Source organism: Bradyrhizobium sp. B039 (assembly GCF_038965675.1).
In the GTDB taxonomy this organism is placed as follows: Bacteria; Pseudomonadota; Alphaproteobacteria; order Rhizobiales; family Xanthobacteraceae; genus Bradyrhizobium; species Bradyrhizobium diazoefficiens.
Genome location: NZ_CP152416.1, coordinates 6879447 through 6900093, shown reverse-complemented (window position 1 = coordinate 6900093; position 20647 = coordinate 6879447). Strand labels below are relative to the sequence as shown.

The following is a 20647-nucleotide window of genomic DNA, read 5'->3' as shown; positions in this document are numbered from 1 at the left end:
CCGACGCTGGATATTATGTATATTGACCGAACGGTTCGGTCAATGATATTTGAGGTAAGTTAAGCGAGGGGAACACGCCGCGAGCGGCCGTCCTTCATCGCGCTTTTTTTGAGGAGGCCTTTATGGCCGTATCGAGAGACCAGGCTGCGCGCGTGCTTCACCAGGAAGCGGTGGAGACGAATTCGGCGAACGGTGAACCTGTGACCGAGACGTCCGCCGTTCTCGCCGAGCAGTTGCGCTCCCATGTGGCCGAGGAAGCGAAGCGCCGCAACGAGGCGCCGGGGAAGCCCGTGACCGACAAGCCGGCCACACCCGGGTCAGACGCGCCCGCTGCCAGCGGCACGCCGAAATCCGGCAAGCGCAAATTCGTCCTGATGGGCGTCGGTCTCGTGCTGGCGCTCGCGGCAGCCGGCTATGCCGGCTATTACACGCTGGTCGGCCGCTTCTACATCGCCACCGACGACGCCTATGTCCGCGCCAACAACACCATGCTCGGCGCGCGCGTTGCCGGCCACATTTCCTCGATCCTTGCTGGCGACAACACGACGGTGCGCGCCGGCGACGTCATCTTCCGCATCGACGACGGCGACTACAAGATCGCGGTCGATGCCGCTGCGACCAGGATCGCGACCCAGCAGGCCACCATCGATCGCATCGGTCGCCAGATCGCGGCGCTCGAGAGCCAGGTTGCCCAGGCCAAGGCGCAGCTCGTCTCGGCTGAAGCGGGCCTCAAGCGCGCCGACCTCGATTATGAGCGCCAGCAGGCGCTGAGCAGCAAGGGCTTTGCCTCGCGCGCCACCTTCGAGAGCTCGGAAGCCGGACGCGACCAGGGCGCCGCCGCGGTCAAGGCCGCGCAGGCCGCCTATGACGTCGCCGTCAGCAACGTCGACGTCACCAAGGCGCAGCAGGCCGAAGCCCAGGCCCAGCTTGCGGAGCTCAAGACCTCGCTCGCCAAGGCCGAGCGCGATCTCGCCTTCACCGCGGTGCGCGCGCCGGTCAACGGCACGTTCTCGAATCGCCTCGTCAGCGCCGGCGACTTCGTCGCGGTCGGCCAGCGGCTCGGCAACGTCGTGCCGCTCGACGACGTCTATATCGACGCCAACTTCAAGGAAACGCAGCTCAAGCGCATCCGCCCCGGCCAGCCGGTGACGATCAAGGTCGATGCCTATGGCATGCGCAAGTTCTCCGGCGTCGTCGACAGCATCGCGGCGGGCGCGGGCTCGGTGTTCACGCTGCTGCCGCCGGATAACGCCACCGGCAATTTCACCAAGATCGTGCAGCGCGTGCCGGTCCGCATCCGCGTGCCGAAGTCGGTGGCGAAGCAGAACCTGCTCCGCGCCGGCATGTCGGTCTACGCGACCGTCGACACCAACAAGGGCGCGGCCGACGCCGACAGCGAGGTCGATCTCGACGATCCCACCATGATCCATCCGCAGTAAGAGCACCTTAAACGCTGCGAGGTCGGACCATGGCCAATGCCACGACTGCTTCACCTGAGATGATGGCGGCCCCCGCTTCGGAGCGCATCGCGCCGAAGCGGCTGTTCGCCTTCATCATCATGGTGTTCGGGATGTTCATGTCGATCCTGGACATCCAGATCGTCTCGGCGTCCCTCAGTGAAATCCAGGCCGGCCTGTCGGCGAGCTCGAGCGAAGTCTCCTGGGTCCAGACCGCCTATCTGATCGCCGAAGTCATCGCGATCCCGCTGTCGGGTTTCCTGTCGCGCGCCTTCGGCACGCGGCTCTTGTTCGCGATCTCGGCCGCGGGCTTCACCGCCTCGAGCCTGCTCTGCGGCTTCGCCACCACCATCGAGGAGATGATCCTCTGGCGTGCGCTCCAGGGCTTTCTCGGCGCCGGCATGATCCCGACCGTGTTCGCCTCGGCCTACACCGTGTTCCCGCGCTCGAAATTCCACATCGTCGGTCCCATCATCGGGCTGGTCGCGACCCTGGCTCCCACGATCGGGCCGACCGTCGGCGGCTACATCACCGACCTGATGTCGTGGAACTGGCTGTTCTTCATCAACGTCGTGCCCGGCATCGCCATTACCTTGGGCGTGCTGGCGCTGGTCGATTTCGACGAGCCGCATTTCGAATTGCTCGACCGCTTCGACTGGTGGGGCCTGCTGTTCATGGCCGGCTTCCTCGGCACGCTGGAATACGTGCTGGAGGAAGGCCCGCAATATGAATGGCTGCAGGACACGACAGTGGCGATCTGCGCCTGGATCTGCGCCATCTCGGCGATCGCGTTCTTCTGGCGCGTCTTCACGGCGGCCGAGCCGATCGTCAATCTGCGCACCTTCTCCAACCGCAACTTTGCGGTCGGCTGCGTGCTCCAATTCTGCATCGGCATCGGCCTCTACGGCCTGACCTACATCTATCCGCGCTATCTCGCCGAGGTGCGCGGCTACAGCGCGCTGATGATCGGCGAGACCATGTTCGTGTCGGGCATCACCATGTTCCTGGTCGCGCCGCTGGTCGGTCGTCTCATGGTGAAGATCGACATGCGCTACATGATCGCCTTCGGCCTCGTCGTGTTCGCGATCGGCTCCTACCAGATGACCTGGATCACCCGCGACTACGATTTCTACGAGTTGCTGGTGCCGCAGATCCTGCGCGGCGTCGGCATGATGTTCGCAATGGTGCCGACCAACAACATCGCGCTCGGCACGCTGGCCCCTGACAGGGTGAAGAACGCCTCGGGCCTGTTCAACCTGATGCGCAATCTCGGCGGCGCGGTCGGGCTTGCCGTCATCAACACCGTGCTCAACAACCGTACCGACCTGCACATCACGCGCCTCCAGGAGCGCGTGACCTGGGGCAACGCGACCGCGACCGAAACCCTGACCATGTTCATGCAGAAGTTCCAGGGGCTCGGCGATTCCGCGCTGATGGCGATGAGGCAGCTCTCGCAGCTGGTGCACCGCCAGGCCGTGGTGATGAGCTTCGGCGATGCCTTCTTCATGCTGACGCTGTTCTATCTCGGCCTCAGCCTGCTGGTCACGCTGCTGAACAAGCCGGCCTCGCTGACGGGCGGCGGCGACGCGCATTGACGCCACGCACGCTGTCGTCGCCCGGGACAGTAGTGGTTGAGCCGAGAAGCCGCGGCGTACTGGATGCCCCGCCTTCGCGGGGCATGACAGTGGAAGATGAGATCGACGGCGGCCGCGAACCAAATTGCAACACTCGTTCGTGATCTCGCGCGAGCCCCGTTGCAAACCGCTAACGGCACATCTATAAAGCGCACCTCATTCAATCGAACCGGGAGGGATTTGCATGATTTCGTCGCATTCGCAGATCGTTCGCCCGCGTTCGTTGTTCTGGTTCGGTATGTCGGCGGCCTGTTAGAGGCCTCTTCCGCCAGATTCGATCGGGTCACGAGTCCCGATCGCCCCACTTCCCCAAGTCAAAATCACCTGTGAGTGACGCCGTCTGCCCTTCGTGGCCGACTTGCGTCCGTTGATGGAGCCGGCCCGCACCAAAAGCGGCTGGATGATGTCATGACCTCTCTCTCAAAAAGGCCCGCGGCGATACGCGTGGTGTTGCCCTTCGTGTTCCGGCACTGGCTGAACCAGCCCGGTCGCGGCTTGATCGTGGCCGGTGGCCTGCTGGGCGCGACCGTCGCTGACCTGTTCATGCCGGTCTTCTCCGGACATCTGGTCGATGCGCTGACACGCGGTTCGTCCGATCCTGACGCGCGCCACGCGGCGCTGGTTGCGTTCGGCGCCATCGTGGCGCTCGGTGCGGCCTCCGTGGTGCTGAGGTTGATCGGTCTCCAGGCGATCGTCCCGTTCACGCTCAAGATCATGTCGGATGTCGCCCAGGGCGCCTTCACGCGCGTGCAGCGCTTCTCGACCGACTGGCACGCCAACTCCTTTGCCGGCTCCACGGTGCGCAAGATCACGCGCGGCATGTGGGCGCTCGACCTGCTCAACGACACCATCCTGATGGCGTTGGCGCCGTCTCTGCTGGTGTTGATCGGCTCCATGGTCCTGATCGGCCTGCACTGGGCCTCGCTCGGCGCGGTGATCGCGGTGGGAGCGCTCTTCTACGTCGCCATCACCGTGCTGTTCTCGACGCGCTACATCGCGCCGGCCGCGCGAATCTCCAACGCCTGGGACACCAAGGTCGGCGGCACGCTGGCGGACGCGCTGACCTGCAACGCCGTGGTGAAATCCTTCGGCGCCGAGCTGCGCGAGGATACGCGGCTCGCCCGCGTCATCAACCGCTGGCGCGTTCGGGTGCGGCGGACCTGGTTTCGCTACAACTACACGGCCATGGCGCAGCTCTCGCTGCTGCTGGCCTTGCGTGCGTCCGTGATCGGCGGCTCGGTGCTGCTGTGGATGAGCGGGCATGCCTCGCCCGGCGACGTCACCTATGTGCTGACGAGCTACTACGTCATCCACGCATATCTGCGCGACGTCGGCATGCACATCAACAACCTCCAGCGCTCGGTCAACGACATGGACGAACTGGTGGCGATCCATGATGAGCCGATCGGGATTGTCGATGCGCCGGACGCGCGGCCGATCGCGATCGAGGGCGGCGAGATCGCGTTCGACGACGTCACGTTCCACTATGGCGGCCACCGCGCGCCGCTGTACGACGGCCTGTCGGTCACGATCCGCGCCGGCGAGCGGGTTGGCCTGGTCGGCCGCTCCGGCTCCGGCAAGACCACCTTCGTCAAGCTGGTGCAGCGGCTCTACGACGTCAGCGATGGCCGTGTGCTGATCGACGGCCAGGATATCGCAAAGGCCACGCAGCAATCGCTGCGCAGCCAGATCGCGATCGTGCAGCAGGAGCCGATCCTGTTCCACCGCACGCTCGCCGAGAACATCGCCTATGGCCGGCCCGGCGCCAGCCTGGAGGCGATCGAGCAGGCGGCGCGGCTGGCCAATGCGCACGACTTCATCCTGAGTCTGCCCAAGGGCTACGGCACGCTCGTCGGCGAGCGCGGCGTGAAGCTGTCGGGTGGCGAGCGGCAGCGCGTGGCGCTCGCGCGCGCCTTCCTGGCGGACGCGCCGGTGCTGATCCTGGACGAGGCGACGTCGAGCCTCGATTCGGAATCCGAAGCGCTGATCCAGCAGGCGATGGAGCGGCTGATGAAGGGACGCACCTCGATCGTGATCGCGCACCGGCTGTCGACGGTGCGCAGCCTCGATCGGATCCTGGTGTTCGACCGCGGCGAGATCGTCGAGGAGGGCACCCACGCCGTGCTCGCAGGCAAGCCCGGCGGCATCTATCGCGGCCTGTTCGAGCGCCAGGTGGTGGACCTCGGGCACCTCGCAGCAGCGGAATGAGAGGCGCGCGGCGGCGGGACGAAAGTCCCGCCGTCACGCCGCCCACGGAATGCGCCAAGGATGGAATGAGATGAAAGACCTGACGAACGGCTCCATCGTGCGACACATCCTGGCCATGGCGCCCCCGATCATGGTCGGCATGGTCACGATCATGATCTGCCAGCTGGTCGATTTGTACTTCGTGTCGGGACTGGGCGATGCCGCCGTTGCGGGCGTCGCCGCGGCCGGCAATGCCGGCTTTCTCATCAACGCGCTGATGCAGGTGCTCGGCGTCGGCACGGTGGCGCTGATCGCGCATGCCGTGGGCCGCAAGGATCGGCCGGATGCCAATCTGATCTTCAACCAGGCGATCGCGCTGTCGGTGCTGTTCGGCGTGCTGACCCTAGTCATGGGCGCGGCGCTGTCGCGCCCCTACATGCGTGCGATCGCCGCGGACCAAGCCACGATCGAGGCGGGGACCACCTATCTGTTGTGGTTCATGCCGGCGCTCGCTCTGGAATTCGCGATGCAAGTGCTGGCATCGGCGCTGCGGGCGACCGGCATCGTGCGCCCCGCGATGCTGGTGCGGGTGCTCGCTGTCGCCATCAACATCGCACTCGCGCCGGTGCTGATCTCGGGCTGGGGCACCGGCCATGCGCTTGGTGTCGCCGGAGCGGGCTTGGCGAGCTCGATCGCGGTGGCCATCGGTGTCCTGATTCTGCTGGCGCATTTCCGCAAGGCCGAGCGCTACGTCGCCTTCAACCCGGCGCAGTGGCGTCCGCAGCCGCATCACTTGAAGCGCATCCTCAATGTCGGCCTGCCGGCCGGCGGCGAGTTCGCGATGATGTTCATCTTCATGGCGGTGGTTTACTACGTGCTGGGCGATTTCGGCCCGTCGGCGCAGGCGGGATTCGGCATCGGCCAGCGTGTGCTGGCCCTGATCCAGATGCCGGCGCTTGCCGTTGCGCTGGCCGCGGGGCCGATCGCCGGCCAGAACGTCGGCGCTGCCAACGGGGCGCGCGTGCGGGAGACCTTCGTCAAGTCGGCGTTGATCACCTCCGCCGTGATGATCGGCTTCATGATCCTGGCGCAAACGAAGCCGGAGCTGCTGCTCGCCGGATTCTCGAACGACCGGGAGACGATGGCGATCGCCTATCTGTTCCTGCGGATCATCTCGCTCAACATGGTGGCGCAGGGCCTGATCTTCACCTGCTCGAGCATGTTCCAGGGTCTCGGCAATACCAAGCCGGTGCTGCTGAGCTCGGCGACGCGCGTGTTCACCTATTCGCTGCCAGCGATCTGGCTCTCGACGCGTCCGGGCTTCCGCATCGAGTACGTCTGGTACCTGTCGATCGCGGCGACCACGCTCCAGGCGGGCTTAAGCCTGTGGCTGCTGCGCCGCGAGTTCGACAAACGCCTGGCGCCGCTCCGGCAGGACGAGGCTTCGAAGCAGGTCGAGCCCGAGCCCGTCACGCCTCCTGCGCGCGTCCCTGCGTAGCGACAGCTTGTGACCTGCCGACGCAAGGAAGGCTAATGCGCACCAAGGCTGTTCCAGACGAGGCCGAGCCCCGACAGGAACAGCAGACCGAGCACGACATCGCCAAAGTGCTTGTCGCTCAGCGCGTGATAGACGCGTGCGCCGGCCCATGCGCCGATCAACGTGCCGGGAAACGCGACCAGCGCGAGCCAGACCACCTTGAAGGCGACGAGGCCCGATGCCGTCTGCAACACCAGCGCGGTGGCGAGCACGGTGAAATTGAAGAGCTGGAAGATGCCGCGCCGCTCGTGCTTGTTCCAGCCGCGGATGTTGGCCCACAGGATCGGCAGCGGCCCCGACAATCCGGCAAGGCCGCCCAGAATGCCGCCGGCAAAGCCGATCGCACCGTCGGCGATCCGGCCGCCGAACGTGATGGCGAGCGGCCTCTTGTTCAGATACAGCGCGCTCGAGAAGATCAGCAGCAGCACGCCGATGCTCAGCTTGAACACCTTGGGATCGGCGGAGGCGACCATCATGGTCCCCAGCGGCACCCCGATCAGCCCGCCGATCAGGAACGGCCAGACCAGCGAGAGGTCAAAACTCTTCCACATCGACGGCAGCGTCGAGGTCTGCGCGATCACCGAGCAGATCAGCACCAGGGGCACCGCGAGCGAGGGCGGCAGCACGTAGAGCCAGATGCCGAGCGCCATCAGCGCCGTGCCGAACCCGGCCAGGCCCGAGACGAAGCCGCCGGCCAATGCGCCGAGCGGCAGCAGCGCGTAACCGTAGGTTTCCAACGGATTGTCCTTGTCGCCACCGGCGATCCCGAACTGTTGATCGCCACCGCCCGCATAGCACGGGTGCGGCCGTGCAGGTCAATCCATGCTGCACGCAGGCGTGATCTGCGGCGTCGGGCTTTTGGGAAAGACATGCCTACATGATGGTCGTACTTCAATCTAAAGGCCCGCCCGACGCCATCGTGCGCTCCGATCGGACAGCCCCGAATAAGAAGGTGGAGAATGACCATGACCCGCACCAACATTGCCGTTGCGGCCGCGCTGCTGTCGGCGGCGGCGTTGATGCCGACATTGGCACAGGCGCAGTTTTCGGAGCCCGCGGCCTATCAGGCCGCCCATCCCGACCGCGACGTGCTCAATGGCGGCCAGCTCACACCCGCGGCACGCGCAGCCCGTGGCGAGACGGTGGCACCGAGCGAGGCCTATGCGGCCTATCCGTCAGGCATGACGCCGGTCGTCCGCCCGCGCCATCGCCGCCAGCACCAATAGGTATCTGCTAGACGATCTGCCTGGTGTCGGCGGGCTTGTGCAGCGCGCCGACCAGGATGCGCAACGCCTCCGTCAATTCCGCCCTGTTGCGCGCTGCGCCCAGCGAGATGCGTGCCGCATGCGGCGGTGTCCCGTCGACGGTGAAGACATCGCCGGCCACGACCGCGAGTCCATTCCGTAGCAGATGCGCCGCGACATCGGGGCGGCCCTCCGGCAGCCGCAGCCACAGATGATGGGCCGCGGGCTTGGCCAGAAACTGAAGGCCTTTCAGTGCGCGCTGCGCGAGTTGCTGGCGCCCCACCGCCTCGTTGCGAATGGCGGTGATGATGCGATCGGCGATGCCGGTTTCGAGCCAATGCGTCACCAGCGCGACCATCAGCGGCGCCGGCATCTGCACGGTGGCCTGCAAATAAGAACGCATCTCCTGCTGCGCGGCGTTGTCGGGCGTCACGAGGTAAGCAACGCGCAGCGCCGGCGCGATGCATTTTGACAGCGTGGTTGCGAGATACGTCCGCTCCGGAATGAGATTGGCGATCGGCGCCGCCGAGCGGTCGAGCAGCCCGTAGGCGTCGTCCTCGATCAGGATCGTATCGGCATCGCGGATGATCCTGGCGATCGCGCTGCGCCGCTCGGGAAGAAGCGTCGCGGTGGTCGGATTGTGCAGCGTCGGAATGAGATAGACGGCCTTCGGCTTGTGGACACGGCAGGCCTTCGCCAGTGCATCGGGCAGGATGCCGCCGTCATCCATGGCGACGCCGACGAGCTTGACGCCGAGCCGCGCCGCGGCGGCCTTGATGCCGGGGAAGGTGAGGGCTTCCGTGAGCACGATGTCACCGGGCCGCGCGAGATGGGCGAGCAGATTGAACAGGACGGTCTGCGTGCCGGGAAAGATCACGAGCCTGTCGGCATGCGCGTGCGGGACGCGTGCGCGCATCCAGCGCGCTGCGACCTCCCGCTCATGCACGCTGCCGCCGGGTGGCTGGTAGTTCAGGAACGCGGTCAGGCCCGATTGGGCGCGGAGAGCTTCCAGCCCTGCGACGATGCGCTCGTCGAGCTGTGCCTCGAGCGGATGCGGCGGCACGTTCATCGAGAGGTCGATCGCGACGGGATGCGGCAGATCGACCGCGCGGCGCGCGCTGGTCTCCGATACGAACGAGCCCTGGCCGACCCGGGCCTCCAGGATGCCGCGGCGCCGCGCCTCGGTGTAGGCGCGCGTCACCGTGGTGAGGTCGATGTCGAGCGCTTTTGCGAGCGCGCGCTGCGTCGGCAACTGCTGGCCGCGCACCAGCCGGCCGGCTGCGATGTCGGCCTCCATGGCATCGACGATGCGCTGGTAGCGCGGCCCGCTCAGCTCCGAGATTGTAGGGGTCCAATCCATGCAATTTAGGCCCATATCCTTTGAATGTATGGATGCAGGATATTATTGTATGGATCATCAGAACGGAAGAGGTGTCGTCATGACGACCGGTTCGGTTTCCCTGGCAAAGGCGATGTGGCGCGGTTTTCGCGGCAAGTGTCCGAACTGCGGCGAAGGGCACATGTTCGGACGCTTCCTGAAAGTGGCAGACAGCTGCGATCATTGCGGCGAAGAGCTGTTCCATCAGCGCGCCGATGACTTTCCGGCCTATCTCGTAATGGTCGTGGTCGGCCATCTCGTGGTCCCGGCGATCCTCGCGGTCGAGACCGCCTATGCCCCGCCGGTCTGGCTGCAATTGGCCGTGTGGCTGCCGGTGACGCTGTTCGCTTCGCTTGCGTTGCTGCAACCGACCAAAGGCGCCATCGTCGGCCTGCAATGGCAGATCGGCATGCATGGCTTTGAGGCTGGCAAGTTGCGGCGCGAGGCCGGTGCGCTCGTCCTCGCAAAAGTGAATACGCGCGCGGTCTGAGCGGGTAGCGTTTACATCGCGCGTGCGGCCGCTACACTCCATCGTACAAACAAGAACGATGGAAACGCCGATGGCCGCACGCGCGAAGACCTTCCTGCTCTGTCACGGCGCGTGGTCCGGCGGATGGGCCTGGAAGAAGATGCATCCGCTGATGGCGCAGGCGGGCCACCGCCTGGTCGCGCCGACCTACACCGGGCTCGGCGAGCGCGCGCATCTGGCCAATCCCGCGATCGATCTCGAGACGCACATCCGGGACATCCTCAACGTCATCAAATTCGAGGACCTCAGCGATCTCGTGCTGCTCGGCCACAGCTATGGCGGCATGGTCGCGACCGGCGTTGCCGACCGCGCACGCGAGCGCGTGACGCAACTGATCTATCTCGATGCCTTCGTGCCGCGCGACGGCCAGTCGCTGTTCGATCTCAACGAGAGCGGGCGCGAGCCGATGCGCAAGGCGGCGGCCGCCGGCGATGGCTACCGCATCCCGCCGAACCCGCCGCCGCCGGATACGCCGCAGGCCGATCTCGACTGGCTCAACGCGCGCCGCATCAACATGCCGATCAAATGCTTCGAGACGAAGTTGAAGCTGGAGCATGGCGAGCCGGCCATGCCGCGCAGCTACATCTATTGCACGCGCTTTCCGCCGGGCGACGTGTTCGGGCAGTTCGCGAAGCGCACGAAGAACGAGGATGGCTGGCGCTATTTCGAGCTCGACGCGAGTCATGCGCCGAACGTGACGGCGCCGGCGGCGTTGATGGCGGTGTTGAACGAGATCGCCGCCTGACCCACAGCCGTCATTCCGGGGCGTGCGCAGCACGAACCCGGAATCCATCTCTCCTCCGTCTCTGCCGCCTGATGGATTCCGGGTTCTCGCTTCGCGAGCCCCGGAATGACACCATTTGAATGGCTGCGCGCTCGGACAAAATGGTGAGGGGTCCGATGCGGTCAGCATCGAACCCCTCGTCACTTCTTAGTAAGACGCGTTTTCTTCACGCGAGCCGGAAAAACCACTTCGCTCGAAAACGCTTTAGAACATCAGCCGGCCTGTAAGCCGGGTTCTGTAGGGCACCGTTCGCTTGCGCGCACGATACGTGACGGCCATTCCTCTGGGGCCATGTTTGCACATGGCCTCGAGCAACCTACCCGGACGGCGGGCCTGACATCGCCCCGCGGCGTTATCGCTTGCGCGAACAGCCCGCTACGCCGTCCCTATTCGGTTTTGCTCCCGGTGGGGTTTACCATGCCGGCTCCGTTGCCGCAGCCGCGGTGCGCTCTTACCGCACCTTTTCACCCTTACCCTGCGAAGCCCGAAGGCGAAGCAGGGCGGTTCGTTCTCTGTGGCACTTTCCCTGGGGTTGCCCCCGCCGGACGTTATCCGGCACCGTATGTCAAGGGAGCCCGGACTTTCCTCCCCGGCGGCCTTTCGACCGTTGCCGGAGCGGCCGTCCGGCCGACTGACGGGGTTAGGCATGGGCATTTGTGACGGTTTCGTCAAGCCGAGATCGTCGCGCACGCGATCTGCAAATAATTTATCCTGAAGATGTCGTTCGATGTGCGCCCCGTTCGACTGGATGTCGGTGATCCCCCGAACAACAGGAGTTAAGCGATGCAGTATCTGCTGCTGATCTACCGGAGCGAAGCGGAATTGAGCAAGATGACCCCCGCAGACCGTCAGGCGATGTCGGCGGAGTACGGCACTTATACGCAGTCCATCGTCCAGAGCGGCCATTTCAAGGCCGGCGACGGGCTTCAGCCGACCACGACCGCGACCACCGTGCGCGTTCGCGATGGCAAGACCCTGACCACCGACGGTCCGTTCGCCGAGACCCGCGAGCAACTCGGCGGCTACTATCTGGTCGAGGCCAAAGATCTCGACACCGCCATTGGGCTGGCCGCGCGGATTCCCGGGGCCAAGGAGGGATCCATCGAGGTTAGGCCGGTCATGATCTACAAGTGATCTCTCCTGCCGACATCGCTCGGACCTTTCGCGACGAGGCGGGGCGGGTGCTTGCCACGCTGATCCGCCTCGTCGGCGATTTCGATCTCGCCGAGGACGCACTCCAGGATGCCTTCGCGGTCGCGCTCGAACGCTGGTCGGCGGGCGAGGTGCCCGATAATCCGCGCGCCTGGCTCGTCAATGTCGGCCGCAACAAGGCGATTGATCGCATCCGGCGGCAGGCCGTGTTCCGCGGCAAGCAGCAGGCGTTCGTGCATGAGCTCGAGCTCAACGCGCAGGCGCCCGACGAGCCTCCGGCGACGCTCGACGACGACATGCTGCGGCTGATCTTCACCTGCTGCCATCCCGCGTTCGCGCCGGAGGTCCAGGTCGCGCTGACGCTGCGCACCGTTTGCGGCCTCTCGACCGCGCAGGTCGCGCGCGCGTTCCTCGTCGGTGAGGAGGCGATGGCGCAGCGCCTCGTCCGCGCCAAGCAGAAGATCAGGCTCGCCGGCATTCCCTATGAGGTGCCCGAACGCGACGCGCTGGCGCAGCGGCTCGACGGCGCGCTCGCCGTCATCTATCTCGTCTTCACCGAAGGCTATGTCGCAACCTCGGGCGCAGACCTGATGCGGCCGGATCTCGCGGTCGAAGCCATCAGGCTCGGTCGTTTGCTCGACCGGCTGATGCCTGACCGGGCCGGGATCAAGGGCCTGCTGGCCTTGATGCTGCTGCACGACGCGCGCCGCGCCGGACGCGCGACGTCGGCCGGCGACATCGTGCTGCTGGAAGAGCAGGACCGCACGCTCTGGGATCGCGCGCAGATCGAGGCGGGTCTGCGTCTCGTGGACGACGCACTGCGCATATCCGGCCGGCCGCAACCCTATGCGGTGCAGGCCGCGATCGCCGCGCTGCATGCGCGCGCGCCGAGCTTTGAGGCGACCGACTGGCCGCAGATCGCCGGGCTCTACGAGGTGCTGCTGCGGATCAATCCTTCGCCGGTGATCGAGCTCAACCACGCCGCCGCAATCTCGATGGTCGACGGCCCGGCGCGCGCGCTCGATCTCGTCGACGCGATCACCGCACGCGGCGGGCTTGGCGGCTACGAGCTGCTGCCCGCGGTGCGCGCGGATCTGTTGCGACGGCTAGGCCGCAAGGACGAGGCGCGCGAGGCGTATGTCGCGGCGACGGCAGCGACGCAGCTCGAGCCGCTGCGGCGGCTCTATGCGCGAAGGATGAGGGAGATGGGCAACTAGCACCGTCATTCCGGGGCGATGCGAAGCATCGAACCCGGAATCTCGAGATTCTCAGGTGCGCAATTGCGCACCATAGTTCGCACTTCGTGCGCCCCGGAATGACGGCTACGCCGTCACTTCGACGCGACCGCCGTCCCGTCCGGCAGGCTCGCCAGCAACGCTTGCAAGGTCGACAGTGTCGAATGATCCGCAACACCGTCCAGCCGTGCCGGGCGGAAGTGGCGCTGGAAGGCGGTGACGACCTCCATGGTCGCGGCGTCGTATTTGCCGGTCAGCGGCACGCCATAACCGTATCGCGCGAGCGCCTGCTGCAGGCTCAGCACCTCGTCGCTGATGGTGCCGAGCATCAGGCTCTCGCCGCGCACGACGGGCGTGGGCGTGACCCAGTGCCCGACGCCGGAATTGGCCAGCGAATGCCACGGAAATTTCTCGCCGGGATCCTTCTTGCGCGCGGGCGCAACGTCGGAATGGCCGAGCACGCGGTGCGCCGGCACTTTTCGGCGCAGCATGATGCCGCGGCACAGCGCGATCACGGCGGCGATCTGGCGCAGCGGAAACTCCGGATAGCCCCAGTCGTGGCCGCGATTGACGATCTCGATGCCGATCGAGCAGGAGTTGACGTCGTCCTCGCCGGCCCAGGACGAGACGCCGGCGTGCCAGGCGCGCCTCGCCTCGGGCACGCATTGCACGATGCGGCCGTCCTCGAGCACGACGTAATGCGCCGACACTTCCGTCCCCGCCGTGCACAGCCGCGCCAGCGCGCCCTCGACGTCGGGCATGCCGGTGTAGTGCAGCACGATCATGTCCGGCTGGCGTCCCTTGCTGCGCTCGCCATGGTTCGGCGAAGGAATGATGTCGGAGACGATCGACGAATCCGGCTCGAACGTCCGCATGTTCGCCGCGGCCTTGGGAACCGGGAGAACGCGTTGACGCTTCGAATCAGAACCAGATGGCGTGGACGAACCGGACGACATAAACAGCTCAAGTCGGAATAGGAGAGGGCCAAGCCCTTCTCTTTACTATTCCTTTACCCTCCGCCGTGCGCAATCGCGCGTCGCGGTTAACGGATGCATTTTGGGCGGGTGTGTGGATGAGGCATCACTGCCGCTTCACCTTTTCGACTTGTAACGGGCCGATCAACGCTTTCTTAACGCTAAGGGCCGTTACTGAGGGATGAAGAGCCGACCCGCGTCCGGAGGCGGCCAAAGCGTATTTTGGCTCGAAATCCCATGGCTGCCCGACAAATTCCACTGGGAACACTGGGTTGGCGGCCGGGGACGACCGGGCTCGGTAACCATGCTGGACAAGGGTTGGGTCGTGGAACCGCCGCGACGCGGAATCATTCGAGGCGTTATGGGCTGGCTCGCCCCGGATCTGGCTTGGTTGTTCGGCAGGCGTGGCGCATGAGCTCCGCTCCTCACATTCCCGTGCTCGGTCGCGAGGCCATCGATCATCTCGCGCCGCGCGAGGGCGGGATCTATGTCGACGCCACCTTCGGCGCCGGCGGCTATAGCCGTGCCATCCTCGACGTGCCTGGAACCCGACTCATCGCCATCGACCGCGACCGCACCGCAATCGCCGGCGGCGCCGAGCTGGTCGAACGCTCTGCCGGTAGGCTGACACTGGTCGAGGACCGTTTCTCCCATCTCGCCGAAGTCTGCGCGGCACAAGGCGTCGATGCCGTGGACGGCGTCGTGATGGACGTCGGGGTGTCCTCGATGCAACTCGACCAGGCCGGCCGAGGCTTTTCGTTCCGCCTCGACGGTCCGCTCGACATGCGGATGGGGCAGGCGGGCCCGACCGCGGCCGACGTCGTCGCGCGCGCCTCGGAAGCCGATCTCGCCGACATCATCTATCTCCTCGGCGAGGAGCGGCATTCGCGCCGCGTCGCCCGCGCCATCGTCGCGGACCGGCAGGAGACGCCGTTCACGACCACGCGCGCGCTCGCCGACCTCGTCGGCAGGGTGGTTCGCTCCAAGCCCGGCGACATTCACCCCGCGACGCGGACGTTCCAGGCCCTGCGCATCTTCGTCAACGAGGAGCTCGAGGAACTCCAGGCCGCGCTCACTGCGGCCGAGCGCGTGCTCAAGCCCGGCGGACGCCTCGTGGTGGTCTCGTTCCATTCGCTGGAAGACCGCATCGTCAAGAATTTCCTCGCCGAGCGGTCGAAGACCGGCGGCGGCTCGCGGCACCTGCCGGAAGTCGCGCAAACCGCGCCGAGCTTCCAGCTCCTGACGCGGCGGCCCGTCGTCGCCGGCGAGGACGAAGTTGCGCATAACCCGCGCGCGCGTTCGGCAAAACTGCGCGCCGCGGAGCGCACCTCGGCGCCGGCGCACAAGGACGATCAGTCTTCGTCCTGGCCAAGACTCTCCGACGTGATGAGGGGAGGCTAGCGCATGCGCTTCATCCACCTCCTCGTCATCGGCGCGCTGATCTTCGCGGCGGCCTATGTCTACCGGATCAAGATGGACTCCACCGCGCGCACGGAGAAGGTGTTGCGGCTGCATGCGGAGATCCGCGAGCAGCGCGATGCGATCGCCTCGCTCCGCTCCGAATGGGCCAAGCTTGATGCGCCCTTGCGCCTGCAGGGCCTGTCCGAGCGGCACCTGCCGCTCAAGCCGGTCAACGGCACGCAATATGACTCGCTGAAGAACCTGCCCGAGCGCCCGCCGCGGATGTTCAGGCCCGGCGAGCCCGACCCGATCGGGGCCATGCTCAACACCATCGAAGCCGCGAGCGATCCCGATACCGTGACGGGCTCCGTGCCTCAGCCCGAGGACAAGCAATGAGCCCGGCGACGCCTGCAAAACCCACCGAGCCCTGGCGGCAGCGGCTGATCCGCAGCCTGCTCTACGGGCGCAACGTCGACCGCGCCGCGAAGGCGCGCGCGCGCGTCGGACTTGCGATGCTCGCCTTCGCCTCGGTCTACGCCCTGATCGGTGGCCGGCTCGTGATGTTCGCGATCGGTGCCGACGCCCACAGTGCGCGCCGAGCGGCGGCGCAGGAGGTGGTTGCGACGGCGCGGCCCGACATCGTCGACCGCAACGGCGCCATCCTTGCGACCGACGTCAAGGCGGCGAGCCTGTTCGGCGAGCCGCGCCGCATCATCGACAAGGACGAGGCGATCGAGCTCCTGACCGCCACCGTGCCCGACCTCGACGAGGCCGAGGTGCGCGAGCGCCTGAAGACACGCAAGGGCTTCGTCTGGCTCAAGCGCGAGATCACGCCGAAGCAGCAGCAGGACATCCACAAGCTCGGCATTCCCGGCATCGGCTTCCTGCGCGAGAACAAGCGCGTCTATCCGACCGGCAACGAGGTCGCCCACCTCATCGGTCTCGTCAATATCGACAACCAGGGCATCGCCGGCATGGAGAAGTGGCTCGACAATCAAGGGCTCGCCGATCTCCATCGCGCGGGCTTTGCCACCGACCGCCTGCAAAAGCCGATCGAGCTCTCGGTCGACCTCCGCGTCGAGCACGCGCTACGCGACGAATTGCTGAAGGCCAAGGAGAAGTTCCACGCCAAGGCGGCCTCCGGCATCATCTCCAACGTCAAGACCGGAGAGATCGTGGCAATGGTCTCGCTGCCGGACTTCGATCCCAACAATCCGAAGGAAGCGCACGATCCCGATCGCATCAATCGCCTGACCACAGGCGTCTACGAAATGGGATCGACGTTCAAGGCGTTCACGCTGGCGATGGCGCTCGATTCCGGAAAGATCAATCTGAACTCGTCGTGGGATGCGCGTGGAAACCTGCACTACGGCAAGTTCACCATCCACGACAGCCACTCGCTCGGACGGTTCATCAACACCAAGGAAGTGTTCACCTACTCGTCCAACATCGGTGCCGCGCGGATCGCGCTCAACCAGGGTGTCGAGGCGCACAAGGCGTTCCTGGCCAAAATGGGACAATTGACGCGGCTGCGCACCGAGTTGCCGGAGAGCGCGGCTCCGCTGGTGCCGCGCCGCTGGGGTGAGCTGAACACGGTCACCATCGCGTTCGGTCAGGGCCTGTCGGTCGCGCCGCTCCAGGCGGTGATGGGCATCAACGCCCTGATGAACGGCGGCTATCTGATTCCGCCGACATTCATGAAACGCAGCGAAGACGAGGCGCGGGCGATGGCCAAGCGCGTGATCAAGCAGGAGACCAGCGACAAGATGCGGTATCTGATGCGGCTCAATGCCGAAATCGGTACTGCCAAATCCGCCGACGTGAAGGGCTACTATGTCGGCGGCAAGACCGGCACGTCCGAGAAGGTCATCAACGGCCGCTATGCCAAGAAGCGGGTGCTCAACTCCTTCACCGCGATCATGCCGTCCGACGATCCGAAATATCAGATTCTCGTCATGCTGGACGAGCCGCAGGCGCTGCCCGAGACGCATGGTTTCATCACCTCGGGCTTCAACGCGGTGCCCACGGGCGGCAAGGTGATCGAGCGGATCGCGCCGCTTTTGGGCATCGAGCCGCGATTCGACCTGCCGCCGTCCGACCGCCTTATTCTTGCAGCATCCAGGACAACCCAGTAATCAACCGGGTAGGCCATCGCCGGTGCTGAGTCGGAGGTTTTCGGCTTTCCGGCATGTCGACTGGACGACCATGAAACTGCGCGATCTCATAGGCAATGACGCCGCAATCGAGCCCGCTATCGCGGCGCTCGAGGTGACGGGGCTTGCGCTCGACAGCCGCGTGGTCAGGCCGGGCGATCTCTTCTTCGCGCTCGCGGGCAGCAAGACCGACGGCGCACGCTTCATCGATGCGGCGGTCGCCGCAGGTGCGGTTGCGATTGTCGGCGATCATGCGCCCGGTGGCGGCAAGGTGCCGTTCATCGCCGTCGCCAATCCGCGTCGCGCCCTGGCGCTGGCCGCGGCAAGATTCTTTCCCGCGCAGCCCGCGACCATCGCTGCGGTGACCGGCACCAGCGGCAAGACATCGGTCGCGGCGTTCACGCGCCAGATCTGGGAGCGGCTGGGCCATGCCTCCGCCAGCATCGGCACCATCGGTCTCGTGTCGCCGAAGCGCACCGTCTACGGCTCGCTGACGACGCCGGATCCGGTCGCGCTGCACCGGCAGATCGATGAGATCGCGCGCGAGGGCGTCACCCATCTTGCCTTCGAAGCGTCCTCGCACGGTCTCGATCAATATCGCCTCGACGGCGTGCGCGTCTCCGCCGGCGGCTTCACCAATCTGTCGCGCGACCACATGGATTACCACCCGACCGTCGCGCATTATCTTGCGGCGAAGCTCCGGCTGTTCCGCGAACTGGTCCCGCCTGGCGGCGCCGCCGTGATTTCGGCCGATCATGATTGCTCGGCCGAAGCGATCAGTGCCGCGAAGGCGCGTGGCCTGCGCGTGATGGCGGTCGGCCGCAACGGCGACGGGGTGGGCGAGGGCATTCGCCTCACCGAGGTCGGGGTCGACGGCTTTTCGCAAAAGCTCACGGTCGAGCATCGCGGCAAGCGTTATGTGGTCCTGCTGCCGCTGGCCGGCGAATTCCAGATCGAGAATGCGCTGGTGTCGGCCGGCCTCGCGATCGGCACCGGCAGCGATGCCGCCAACGTATTCGCGAGCCTCGAACATCTCGAAGGCGCCAAGGGCCGGCTCGAGCGCGTCGGCGAGCGCAACGGCGCGCCGATCTTCGTCGACTATGCGCACAAGCCCGACGCGCTGGCGAAGGCGTTGCAGGCGCTGCGGCCTTACGCCAAGCGCAGGCTGGTCGTCGTGTTCGGCGCCGGCGGCGACCGCGATGCCGGCAAGCGTCCGATCATGGGCGAGATCGCCGCGGAGAATGCCGACGGCGTCATCATCACCGACGACAATCCGCGAAGCGAGAAGCCGGAAGCGATCCGCGCCGCGATCCTCGCCACCGCAAAAGGGGCGCGCGAGATTGGCGATCGCGCCGCGGCGATCCGCACCGCGATCGAGGAACTGGAACAGGGCGATGCGCTGCTCATCGCCGGCAAGGGCCACGAGACCGGGCAGATCGTCGGCAGCGAGGTGTTGCCCTTCAGTGATCACGAGGCGGTTGCCGCCGCCCTAGCGTCGAGGGTTGCATGAGCGCGCCAATATGGACGGTTGCGGAGGTCGCGCGCGCGCTGGGCGCTGCCGGATCATTCCCGGACACGCCGATCGACTTCGTGACGCAGGACAGCCGCCTGGTGAAGCCCGGCAGCCTGTTCGTCGCGCTCAGCGGCACGCCGAGCGGCGGCTTCATCTCGGCCTTCGCCAGCGCGCGCGACGGCTGGGAGTTCGCTGACAAGGCGGAAGCCGCGGGCGCGGCCGCGATGATCGTGCCGCACGAGATCGCGGGCATCCGCGTCCCCCAGATCGTCGTGAAGGACACGCTGATCGACGGCCTCTGGGGCCTCGCGCGCGCCGCACGCGCGCGCTTCAACGGGCCGGTGATCGGGCTCACCGGCAGCGCGGGCAAGACCAGCACCAAGGAATTTCTGGCGGCCTATCCGAACGCCTATGCCAGCCCGTCGAGCTTCAACAATTTCTGGGGCGTGCCGCTGACGCTGTGCAATGCGCGGCCCGATGCCAGCCTCTGGGTCGTCGAGATGGGCATGAACCAGACCGGCGAGATCGCGCGGCTCAGCGAGTTGACGCGGCCGACGGTCGCGCTCGTCGTCAACGTCCAGCCGGTGCATCTGGAAAAGCTCGGCTCGCTGGAGGCGATCCGGCGCGAAAAGGTGTCGATCGCGCTCGGCCTGCCGGAGGATGGCGTGCTGGTGCTGCCCGCCGGGCTCAAGGCGTCCGAATGGAAGGGCAAGGTGGTGCGCTTCGGCGAGCATGCCGAGGTGCACGAGGTCACGCACGCGCCGCATGGCGAGAGCTGGCAGGTCGTGGCGATGATCGGCAAGAAGCAGATCGCCTTCAGCCTGACGCCGGGCGCGCCGCACCGCGTGCAGAATGCGCTCGCCGCGCTCGCTTCGATCCGCGCGGCGAACCTCGATGCCGCGACGCTCGCGATCAAGCTCGATCGGGTCGGCATCATGACCGGCCGCGGCGTCGAGCAGGCGGTCGGCGGCGTCACCGTGATCGACGACAGCTTCAACGGCAACCCGGCCAGCGTGGCTGCTGCGCTGCAAAGCCTGCAGGCGCGCAACGTAACCGGCGGCCGCCGCATTGCCGTGCTTGGTGACATGCTGGAACTGGGCGACGACGCACCAAGCTACCACACCGGTCTCACCAGGTATCTCGACGGCATCGACGGTGTCTACTGTGTCGGCCCCCTCATGCGTCACCTCTTCGAGGTGCTTCCATCGGGCAAGGCGCTTGGCTGGCACGACGATCCCGCCACGCTGAAGCCGGGCGAGGTCGCAAGCCTGCTGAAGGCAGGCGATGTGGTGGTTGTCAAGGGCAGCAAGAAGATGTTCTGGGTCAACAAGTTTGTGCCGGGCCTAGTGGCCGCCTTGCAGGCAAAGGCGTAAACTGCTTGGAAGGCGCTGTTTCCGAATCCTCCCTTTTCGGCGCGAAGCCGTCCGTTTTCCCACAGGTCGCCCGACCCATGATGAAGACCAGCGAAT

Annotated in this window: 17 protein-coding genes and 1 other RNA gene; 14 read left to right on the top strand and 4 right to left on the bottom strand. The window is 66.1% G+C overall.

Going from position 1 to position 20647, the window contains the following annotated elements; translation table 11 throughout:
• The first annotated feature begins 122 nt into the window (after positions 1-122).
• The 4 genes from AAFG50_RS32740 to AAFG50_RS32725 all read left to right on the top strand — a co-directional run bounded on the left by AAFG50_RS32740 (position 123) and on the right by AAFG50_RS32725 (position 6776).
• Positions 123-1439 (top strand): HlyD family secretion protein, encoded by a 1317-nt coding sequence (locus AAFG50_RS32740; RefSeq protein WP_028176261.1) that lies wholly within the window; start codon positions 123-125, stop codon positions 1437-1439.
• A 29-nt stretch (positions 1440-1468) separates the two neighbouring features.
• Entirely contained in the window at positions 1469-3052 is a 1584-nt protein-coding gene (locus AAFG50_RS32735) for a DHA2 family efflux MFS transporter permease subunit (RefSeq protein ID WP_028176260.1), read from the top strand.
• Positions 3053-3499: 447 nt separating this feature from the next.
• Positions 3500-5299 carry an ABC transporter ATP-binding protein gene (locus tag AAFG50_RS32730; RefSeq protein ID WP_028176259.1) on the top strand — a complete coding sequence of 600 codons (1800 nt, stop codon included), beginning with the start codon at positions 3500-3502 and terminating at the stop codon, positions 5297-5299.
• Positions 5300-5369: 70 nt separating this feature from the next.
• On the top strand, positions 5370-6776 hold the full coding sequence (locus AAFG50_RS32725) for an MATE family efflux transporter (protein ID WP_028176258.1): 1407 nt from the start codon (positions 5370-5372) through the stop codon (positions 6774-6776).
• Positions 6777-6808: 32 nt separating this feature from the next.
• Here the strand turns inward: AAFG50_RS32725 and AAFG50_RS32720 are convergent, their stop codons facing one another.
• Positions 6809-7552 (bottom strand): sulfite exporter TauE/SafE family protein, encoded by a 744-nt coding sequence (locus AAFG50_RS32720; RefSeq protein ID WP_028176257.1) that lies wholly within the window; start codon positions 7550-7552, stop codon positions 6809-6811.
• A gap of 228 nt (positions 7553-7780) precedes the next feature.
• Between AAFG50_RS32720 and AAFG50_RS32715 the strand changes: the two genes are divergently transcribed.
• Positions 7781-8041 carry a hypothetical protein gene (locus AAFG50_RS32715; protein WP_039186092.1) on the top strand — a complete coding sequence of 87 codons (261 nt, stop codon included), beginning with the start codon at positions 7781-7783 and terminating at the stop codon, positions 8039-8041.
• A gap of 7 nt (positions 8042-8048) precedes the next feature.
• On the opposite strand, the gene AAFG50_RS32710 is transcribed toward AAFG50_RS32715, so the two are convergent.
• Positions 8049-9419 carry a PLP-dependent aminotransferase family protein gene (locus AAFG50_RS32710; RefSeq protein ID WP_028176255.1) on the bottom strand — a complete coding sequence of 457 codons (1371 nt, stop codon included), beginning with the start codon at positions 9417-9419 and terminating at the stop codon, positions 8049-8051.
• Positions 9420-9498: 79 nt separating this feature from the next.
• On the opposite strand from AAFG50_RS32710, the gene AAFG50_RS32705 reads away from it, so the two are divergent.
• Positions 9499-9927: a DUF983 domain-containing protein gene (locus AAFG50_RS32705; RefSeq protein ID WP_028176254.1), complete on the top strand. Its 429-nt coding sequence runs from the start codon at positions 9499-9501 to the stop codon at positions 9925-9927.
• Between the two features lie 70 nt (positions 9928-9997).
• On the top strand, positions 9998-10711 hold the full coding sequence (locus AAFG50_RS32700) for an alpha/beta hydrolase (protein ID WP_028176253.1): 714 nt from the start codon (positions 9998-10000) through the stop codon (positions 10709-10711).
• 247 nt (positions 10712-10958) lie between these two features.
• Here AAFG50_RS32700 and rnpB read toward each other — a convergent pair.
• Positions 10959-11385: RNase P RNA component class A (gene rnpB / locus AAFG50_RS32695), an RNA gene on the bottom strand.
• Positions 11386-11533: 148 nt separating this feature from the next.
• Here rnpB and AAFG50_RS32690 point away from each other — a divergent pair.
• Positions 11534-11884, top strand: coding sequence for a YciI family protein (locus AAFG50_RS32690; RefSeq protein WP_011089353.1), 351 nt, complete (start codon positions 11534-11536; stop codon positions 11882-11884).
• Positions 11884-13119 (top strand): RNA polymerase sigma factor, encoded by a 1236-nt coding sequence (locus AAFG50_RS32685; protein ID WP_028176252.1) that lies wholly within the window; start codon positions 11884-11886, stop codon positions 13117-13119. Before AAFG50_RS32690 ends, AAFG50_RS32685 begins: the two co-directional genes overlap by 1 nt.
• 113 nt (positions 13120-13232) lie before the next feature.
• Here AAFG50_RS32685 and AAFG50_RS32680 read toward each other — a convergent pair whose 3' ends face one another.
• Complete coding sequence (locus tag AAFG50_RS32680; protein WP_039185808.1) at positions 13233-14012, bottom strand: N-acetylmuramoyl-L-alanine amidase; 780 nt, start codon at positions 14010-14012, stop codon at positions 13233-13235.
• A gap of 510 nt (positions 14013-14522) precedes the next feature.
• On the opposite strand from AAFG50_RS32680, the gene rsmH reads away from it, so the two are divergent.
• The 5 genes from rsmH (at position 14523) to murF (ending at position 20551) form a co-directional block, all read left to right on the top strand.
• A complete protein-coding gene (gene rsmH, locus AAFG50_RS32675) occupies positions 14523-15512 on the top strand; it encodes a 16S rRNA (cytosine(1402)-N(4))-methyltransferase RsmH (protein ID WP_028176251.1) in 990 nt (329 codons plus the stop codon).
• Between the two features lie 3 nt (positions 15513-15515).
• On the top strand, positions 15516-15908 hold the full coding sequence (locus AAFG50_RS32670) for a hypothetical protein (protein ID WP_011089349.1): 393 nt from the start codon (positions 15516-15518) through the stop codon (positions 15906-15908).
• Positions 15905-17647: a penicillin-binding protein 2 gene (locus tag AAFG50_RS32665; protein WP_028176250.1), complete on the top strand. Its 1743-nt coding sequence runs from the start codon at positions 15905-15907 to the stop codon at positions 17645-17647. Before AAFG50_RS32670 ends, AAFG50_RS32665 begins: the two co-directional genes overlap by 4 nt.
• 70 nt (positions 17648-17717) lie before the next feature.
• Positions 17718-19175 (top strand): UDP-N-acetylmuramoyl-L-alanyl-D-glutamate--2,6-diaminopimelate ligase, encoded by a 1458-nt coding sequence (locus tag AAFG50_RS32660; RefSeq protein WP_028176249.1) that lies wholly within the window; start codon positions 17718-17720, stop codon positions 19173-19175.
• On the top strand, positions 19172-20551 hold the full coding sequence (gene murF / locus AAFG50_RS32655) for a UDP-N-acetylmuramoyl-tripeptide--D-alanyl-D-alanine ligase (RefSeq protein ID WP_028176248.1): 1380 nt from the start codon (positions 19172-19174) through the stop codon (positions 20549-20551). Before AAFG50_RS32660 ends, murF begins: the two co-directional genes overlap by 4 nt.
• Positions 20552-20647 lie beyond the last annotated feature (96 nt).